This is a genomic window from Thermophilibacter sp. (assembly GCF_966187215.1).
On record NZ_CBIFYV010000033.1, the window covers coordinates 1 to 7,450 of the forward strand.

A 7,450-nucleotide genomic window follows, 5' to 3' on the forward strand; every position below is an offset into this window, starting at 1 on the left:
CTCCCTCCCGCGACTTCTGCGAAGCAGTGAGCGGGGAGGGAGGCCCTTCTCGGTGAGCCGGCGTGCGAAGGCTAGTCGGCCGGCGTGGGCATCTTCGGTGCGAAGCCGTCGTCGCGGGTGAGGATGTTCATGAACTCGTCGCCCGTGATCGTCTCCTTCTTCTGGAGGTAGTGGGCGATCTCGTGCAGCTTGAAGCGGTTCTCGCGCAGGGTCTTGAGCGCCGCCTGGTGGCCCTCCTCCACGAGCGCCTGCACCTCGGCGTCGATCTCCTGCGCGGTGCCCTCCGAGCAGATGAGCTGCTGCCCGCCGCCCAGGTAGCGGCTCGCGGGCTGGCCGAGCTGCACCATGCCGAACTTGTCGGACATGCCGTACTGCGTGACCATGGCGCGCGCGAGCTGCGTGGCCTTCTCGATGTCGTTGGACGCGCCGGTGGTCATCTCGCCGAAGATGAGCTCCTCGGCCGCGCGGCCGCCGCAGAGCACGGCGATCTTGTCCTTGGCCTCCTGGCGCGTGGTGAGGAAGTGCTCATCCTCCTCGACCTGCATCGTGAAGCCGAGGGCGCCCGAGGTGCGTGGCACGATCGTGATTTTGGAGACGGGCGCCGAGCCCTTCTGCGTGGCCGCCACGATGGCGTGACCGGTCTCGTGGTAGGCCACGACCTCCTTCTCGTGCTGCGAGAGCACCGTGGACTTCTTCTTCTCGCCGGCGATGACCACGTCCACGGACTCGAGCAGGTCCTCCTGCGTCACGCGACGCCGGCCCATGCGCACGGCGCGCAGCGCGGCCTCGTTGATGATGTTGGCCAGGTCGGCGCCCGAGGCGCCCGGCGTTGAGCGCGCCACCACGCCCAGGTCGATGCCCGGCTCCATCTTGACGTCGTCCGCGTGGATCTTGAGGATGGCCTCGCGGCCGGCGAGGTCGGGCAGCTCCACGGGGATGCGGCGGTCGAAGCGGCCCGGGCGCAGGAGCGCCGGGTCGAGCGACTCGGGCCGGTTGGTGGCCGCCAGCACGACGATGCCCTTGTGGTTGTCGAAGCCGTCCATCTCGGAGAGGAGCTGGTTCAGGGTCTGCTCGCGCTCGTCGTTGGACGAGAGCGACGTGTCGCGCCGCTTGCCCACGGCGTCGATCTCGTCGATGAAGACGATGCAGGGGGCCTTCTCGGACGCCTGCTTGAACAGGTCGCGCACCTTGGCGGCGCCGCGGCCCACGAACATCTCCACGAAGGCGGAGCCGGCGATCTGGAAGAACGTGACGCCGGCCTCGCCGGCCACGGCCTTGGCGAGCAGCGTCTTGCCCGTGCCCGGGGGGCCCACCAGCAGCGCGCCGCGCGGGCAGCGGGCGCCGATCTCGTTGTACTTCTCGGGGTTCTTGAGGAAGCTCACGATCTCCTCGAGCGACTCCTTGGCCTCGTCCTGGCCGGCCACGTCCTTGAACGTGACGCCGGTCTCCTCGCCCTTGATCTCCTTGGCGTTGGACTTGCCGAGCCCGCCGCCCCCGAAGGCGCCCCCGCCGAAGTTCATCGAGGGGCCGTCGTCGCCCATGGCCTTCTTGAGGCGCCGGTTGAACCACCAGCCGATGAACACGAAGATCAGCAGCGGCAGGCCGTAGGAGATGAGCATGTAGAGCCACAGGTCGCCCGAGGTGTCGGGAATCGTGGCGTTGGCGTTGACGCCATGCTCGTCGAGCCGGTCGATGAGCGTGTCGTCGTTGGGCCACATCGTGGTCGTGTAGACCTTCTGGGAGTCGCCCTCGCCGGTGGTGAACTGCAGCGTGTTGTCCCCGGTGTTGAGGTCAACCTCCTTGACCTGGCCGTCGTCGACCATGTCGAGGAACTGGGTGTAGGTCACCTCCTGCACCTGGGTCGCCGTGAGGTTGCTGCCGAGCGCCTGGCTGATCGCGAGGTAGGCGATGATCGCGATCAGCACGTACAGGAGCATCGATCGGCGGCGCTTGTTCTCGTCCATGTCCATGTTGGTGTCGTTCCTTCGCGTCGGGATACCTGGGTTGAGTGATACCCAGTTTATCCGCGCGTCAGGCACGCGTCCGCGGCGTCGCGCAAGAAAACCCGAGGACTTAAGGACGCGCGGGGCCGTTCGGTCACGGACTCCTCCGGGCCCTTGACGCGTGCCGTTCGGGGGCGAAATAATCTTGAAAAGACCTGACGTGCGCGGACGCGCGACGCCGCTCGGTCGGGCGCGCCCGCCGCTCAGTGGGGAGGAGCCGCGATGCTGTCGAGAAGGACGTTTCTCAGGGCCGGTGCCGTCACGGGGGCCGCGCTCTCGCTCCGCTGCCTCGGGGCCTGCACGGGCGCCGGGACGCAGGCCACGAGCGGGGACTCAGGGACCGGCGTCTCGACTGACCAGGGGTCGGCGTCCTCGCCCGACCGGGGCGCCGAGGAGGTCTACTTCGAGTGCTGGCAGGCCAAGGACAAAGGCGATCTCGCCACCCCGTCGGAGATCACGAGCGTCCTGATAGACTCCGGGACCTTCCCGCTCAGCGGCCTGCGGGCCGACAATGAGCAGCTGACGCTGATTCAGACCCCGCTGACGCGCTCCTACGAGACGTGCGACCTGCTGGAGGAGATGGGCTACCGCTCCGCCTCGGTCGGCGACTACGACGACACCCTCGTCACCGCGACCTGCTACGACGACTCCAAGGACCATAGGTACGATATGCTCTTCAACGTTGAAGCGCTGAGCTCCACGGACGACTCAGCCAACGTCGTTTTTATTGGCTTCGCGCTCCGCACCAACCTGCCGGGCAGCTCCGCGGGCAGCTCGGCCTGGCTGGGCAATGTCCAGGCCTTCCCGATGCCGCGAGACGGTGAGGCCGTCGACGTGGGGGAGTACGGTATCAGACACCTGACCGTGCTGCCCACCCCCGACGAGCTCAGGGCCATCGCGGACGACCTCATCGTCAGCAACTTCCCTCCCGACGGCGAGTAACGACGTCGCCGCGCGCCCCCGGACGCCCCGGACGTGCTACCATACCGACCCGAGGCGATGACGGGGAGAGTAACCCGGGTCGCGCGGTCACCAGAGAGCGGGGACGGTGGGAGCCCGCGGCCGCGTCCGAGCGAAGATCACCCCCGAGCCGCGGCCCCAAAGCGGGCGCCGGGGAGCCAGCGCGCTTCTCGCCCGCGAGTAGGCGTCGCCGGAGTGGCCGCCGACACAGGCCAGCCGAGTACGGCGGATCTCCGCTCGCTGGGTGGTTCACAAGCGAAGTGCCTTGACGGAAGCGCTTCGTCCCAGCATGTGGGACGGGGCGCTTCTCGCGTCCCGGGGGAAACGAGAGGACGAGGCGTGGCAAACAAGTACAAGCAGACCACCAACCTGCCGAGCACGGGCTTTCCCATGCGCGCCAGCCTGGCGCAGAACGAGCCCAGGCGCCTGGCCGACTGGGAGGCCAACGACGTCTACGGGCAGCTGCTCAAGAAGAACGAGGGGCATGACAAGTTCGTGCTCCACGACGGCCCCCCGTACGCCAACGGCCCGATTCACCTCGGTCACGCGCAGAACAAGATCTCCAAGGACATCATCAACCGCTACTGGGCGATGCGCGGCTACCAGACGCCGTACGTCCCCGGCTGGGACTGCCACGGCCAGCCGATCGAGCACAAGGTCGAGACCATGCTCGGCACCGAGAAGTTCAACCAGCTGCCCACCGAGAAGATCCGCGAGCTGTGCCGCAAGATGGCCGTGGAGCAGGTGGACACCCAGCGCCGTGGCTTCAAGCGCCTGGGCGTGCTGGGCGAGTGGGACAACCCCTACCTCACCTACGTCAACGACTACGACGCCACCGACATCGAGATCTTCAAGGCGATCTTCGACGCCGGCGCGATCTACCGCGGCTCCAAGCCGGTGCACTGGTGCACGCACTGCCACACCGCCCTCGCCGAGGCCGAGATCGAGTACGGCGACGAGGTCAGCCCCGCCATCTTCGTGCGCTTCGAGATGACCACGGTGCCCGAGGGCCTGGAGGCCTGGGCGGGCAGGCTCTGGGTGGACATCTGGACCACCACGCCCTGGACGCTGCCGGCAGACGACGCCGTGATCTGCCACCCCGAGGCCACCTACGTGGCGCTCGAGGTGGACGGCCGCGCCGAGATCGTGGCCGAGGCGCTCGCCGCGCGCTGCTGCGAGAAGTTCGGCTACGGCGAGCCCAAGCTGGTCACGGGCGCGGACGGCGAGGTCTGGCGCGCCACGGGCACCGAGCTCGCGCACAACCGCTACAAGCAGCCGATCTTCGGCGACCAGGGCGAGACGGGCGAGTTCATCTACGCAGACTACGTCACGCTCGAGGACGGCACGGGCATCGTCCACTGCGCGCCCGGCCACGGCGCCGACGACTACATCGCCGGCCAGAGGTTCAACATCCCCACGGTCATGCCGGTCGACGACGACGGCCGCTTCTTCGTGGGCGACGGCATGGGCACGGGCGGCCCGTGGGGCGGCATGGACGTCAACGAGGCCAACCCCAAGATCATCGCGTGGCTCGAGGAGCGCGGCACGCTGATCCTGCACGAGGACATCAGCCACAGCTACCCGCACTGCTGGCGCTGCAAGGAGCCGGTCATCTTCCGCGCCACGAGCCAGTGGTTCGTCTCGATGGACAAGCCCCTGCGCGGCGGCAAGAGCCTGCGCGAGCAGGCGCTCGATGAGCTGGGGCGGGTGCGCTTCTACCCGAGCCACGCCGTCAAGCGCATCGGCTCGATGGTGGAGGGGCGCCCGGACTGGTGCATCAGCCGCCAGCGCAACTGGGGCGTGCCCATCCCGGCCTTCACCTGCGCCGACTGCGGCGAGACGGTCATGAGCGACGACACGCTCGACGCCGTGATCGAGCTCTTCCGCACCAAGGGCTCCGACGCCTGGTTCACCGACGACCCCGCGAGCTACCTCGGCGACGCCTGCGTCTGCCCCAAGTGCGGCGGGCATCACCTCAAGGCCAACCGCGACATCCTCGACGTCTGGTGGGACTCCGGCGTCAGCCACACCGCCGTCTGCCGCCACCGCGACTACCTCGCCTTCCCGGCGGACATGTACCTCGAGGGCTCCGACCAGCACCGCGGCTGGTTCATGAGCTCGCTCATGACCTCGGTGGGCGCCTACGGGCAGGCCCCGTACAAGTCCGTGGTCTCCCAGGGCTTCACCCTCGACGGCCAGGGCCGCAAGATGTCCAAGTCGCTCGGCAACGTGATCGACCCCAACGCCGAGTGCGACACGCGCGGCGCCGACGTGCTGCGCCTGTGGGTGGCCTCGGTCGACACCTCCACCGACGTCCCCTGCGACGACACGATCCTCGACCACGTGGGCGAGGCCTACCGCCGCTTCCGCAACACGCTGCGGTTCCTCCTCGGCGAGATCGAGGGCCAGTTCGACCCGGCGACCGACGCCGTGCCCTACGACGAGCTCATGCCCTACGACAAGCTCACCCTCGCGCGCCTGTGCCAGGTCCACGACCAGGTGAGCGCCGCCTACGAGTCGTACCGCTTCAATGTGGTCTACCGCACGCTCTACGACTACGTGATCACCGAGCTCTCCAACGGCTATCTCAACGCCACCAAGGACCGCGTCTACTGCGGCGAGAGGGGCTCCCTCGAGCGCCGCAGCGCGCTCACGGTCTGGGCGCAGATCCTCGAGATGCTCGTCCACGACCTGCAGCCGATCCTGGTCTACACCACCGACGAGGCCATGGCGCACCTGCCCGCCTCGCTGCGCGACGGCCAGACCTACGCGGCGCTCCTCGACTGGTACCGGGCCCCCTGGGATGCCGAGACCTACGAGCGCTACCTGGGCGCCTACGAGGCCGTCGTCGAGGCGCGCGCCGCCTTCACCAAGGCCTACGAGACCGCCGTCGCCGACGGCACCCTCGCCGAGAAGACCACGCAGGCCGCCCGCGCCACGCTGGTCGCGCCGGCCGAGACGTGCGCGCTGCTGACCGGCGAGCTGGGCTGCGACCTGGCCGAGCCCTTCGTGTGCGCCCACGTGGACGTGACCGAGGGCGAGGAGCTCTCCTGCGTCGTGGAGCCGGCTGAGGGCGAGAAGTGCCCGCGCTGCTGGAACTTCCGCGAGCTGGGCGCCGACGGCCTGTGCGAGCGCTGCGGACACGCCGTGGCCGCGCTGGGGGAGTAGGCGACCAGAACACGCGAGCCGCCGAGGGGCGCGGGGCCGTGCGGTCCCGCGCCCCTCTCGCCCGTCCCGAGAGGCGGGCACTATACTGGGGCGCGAGACCAAGCGCGCGTCGAGAGGAGACGAGTTGGCAGACCTGGAGCGCATCGCGAGCTTCTCCGTGAACCACCTCACGCTGGAGCCGGGCGTCTACGTGAGCCGCGTGGACCGCGACCCGGCCACGGGCTGCGTCGTCACGACCTTTGACGTGCGCCTCACGGCGCCCAACCGCGAGCCGGTCATGAACACGGCCGAGTGCCACAACATCGAGCACCTGGGCGCCACCTTCCTGCGCAACCACCCCACGTGGGCCCCGCGCGTGGTCTACTTTGGCCCGATGGGCTGCCGCACGGGCTTCTACCTCGTGGTCTTCGGCGAGGTGACGAGCGGGGAGATTCTGCCGCTCGTGCGCGAGACGTTCGCGTTCGTGCGCGACTTCGCGGGCGAGGTGCCCGGCGCCCGTCCCGAGGAGTGCGGCAACTGCCTCGACCAGAACCTCCCGATGGCCCGCTGGCTCGCGGCGCGCTTCCTCGAGCGCGACCTCGCCGAGCCGCGGCTCTCCTACGATGCCTAGCCGGGTCGGCGGCGCCGCGGCGGCGCGCGGGCGCAGGCTTGCCCTCTTCTGCCTGGTGGCCGCCTGCGTGGTGGCGCTCGACCAGCTGACCAAGGCCGCGGTGCGCGCGGCGCTCTCGCCCGGCGAGGCCGTGACGCTCGTCCCGGGCGTCATGGACCTGCGCCTGGTCTACAACACCGGGGCGGCCTTCTCGCTGGGGGAGGGGGCCGGCCCCCTGTACGTGGCCGTCGCCGTCGCCATCGCGCTCGCGGGCGCGATCGTGGCCTGGCGGCGCACCGACGTGCCCCTGCCGCTCCTTCTCTGCGTGGCCTGCGTGGCGGGCGGCGGCGCGGGCAACGCGATCGACCGCGTGGCCCTGGGCGCCGTGACCGACTTCTTCGCCACCACCTTCGTGGACTTCGCGGTCTTCAACGTGGCCGACGTCTTCGTGACCTGCGGCGTGCCGGTCGCGCTCGCGCTGTGGTGGCGCTGGGACGTCGCGCGCGAGCGCGCCGCCGCGGCGGGGGAGTAGCGGCATGGCCGCGCGCATCGTGAACCTGCTCGTGGGCCCCGACGCCGACGGCATGCGGCTCGACGCCTTTCTCGCCGCCGGCGCGGGGATGCCGAGCCGGTCGGAGTGCGCACGCCTCATGGAGGGCGGCCCGGTAACAATCAACGAGACCCCCGCCACCCCCCCACCCCATCACGTCCCTCTCGACCACCACGTACA

At 69.6% G+C, this 7,450-nt stretch carries 6 protein-coding genes; 5 read left to right on the forward strand and 1 reads right to left on the reverse strand.

What is annotated here, in order from left to right:
* Positions 1–71 precede the first annotated feature (71 nt).
* Entirely contained in the window at positions 72–1,970 is a 1,899-nt protein-coding gene (ftsH, locus tag ACWTSU_RS03155) for an ATP-dependent zinc metalloprotease FtsH (RefSeq protein ID WP_455138426.1), read from the reverse strand.
* Positions 1,971–2,225: 255 nt separating this feature from the next.
* Between ftsH and ACWTSU_RS03160 the strand changes: the two genes are divergently transcribed.
* The 5 genes from ACWTSU_RS03160 to ACWTSU_RS03180 all read left to right on the forward strand — a co-directional run.
* Positions 2,226–2,945: a twin-arginine translocation signal domain-containing protein gene (locus ACWTSU_RS03160; protein ID WP_455138427.1), complete on the forward strand. Its 720-nt coding sequence runs from the start codon at positions 2,226–2,228 to the stop codon at positions 2,943–2,945.
* A gap of 357 nt (positions 2,946–3,302) precedes the next feature.
* The gene (gene ileS / locus ACWTSU_RS03165; protein WP_455138428.1) at positions 3,303–6,131 is read left to right on the forward strand and encodes an isoleucine--tRNA ligase; all 2,829 of its coding nucleotides are present in this window, start codon (positions 3,303–3,305) and stop codon (positions 6,129–6,131) included.
* Positions 6,132–6,264: 133 nt separating this feature from the next.
* Positions 6,265–6,741 (forward strand): S-ribosylhomocysteine lyase, encoded by a 477-nt coding sequence (locus tag ACWTSU_RS03170; protein WP_455138431.1) that lies wholly within the window; start codon positions 6,265–6,267, stop codon positions 6,739–6,741.
* Complete coding sequence (lspA, locus tag ACWTSU_RS03175) at positions 6,734–7,252, forward strand: signal peptidase II (RefSeq protein WP_455138429.1); 519 nt, start codon at positions 6,734–6,736, stop codon at positions 7,250–7,252. The genes ACWTSU_RS03170 and lspA overlap by 8 nt, the downstream gene beginning before the upstream one ends.
* Before the next feature lie 4 nt (positions 7,253–7,256).
* On the forward strand, positions 7,257–7,450 hold a 194-nt coding region (locus ACWTSU_RS03180), incomplete at its 3' end, for an RNA-binding S4 domain-containing protein (protein ID WP_455138430.1).

Bases quoted from the DNA above. Each gene is read 5' to 3' on its own strand.
- ACWTSU_RS03160 (WP_455138427.1), top strand. From the start codon at position 2,226: ATGCTGTCGAGAAGGACGTTTCTCAGGGCCGGTGCCGTCACGGGGGCC.
- lspA (WP_455138429.1), top strand. From the start codon at position 6,734: ATGCCTAGCCGGGTCGGCGGCGCCGCGGCGGCGCGCGGGCGCAGGCTT.
- ftsH (WP_455138426.1), bottom strand. From the start codon at position 1,970: ATGGACATGGACGAGAACAAGCGCCGCCGATCGATGCTCCTGTACGTG.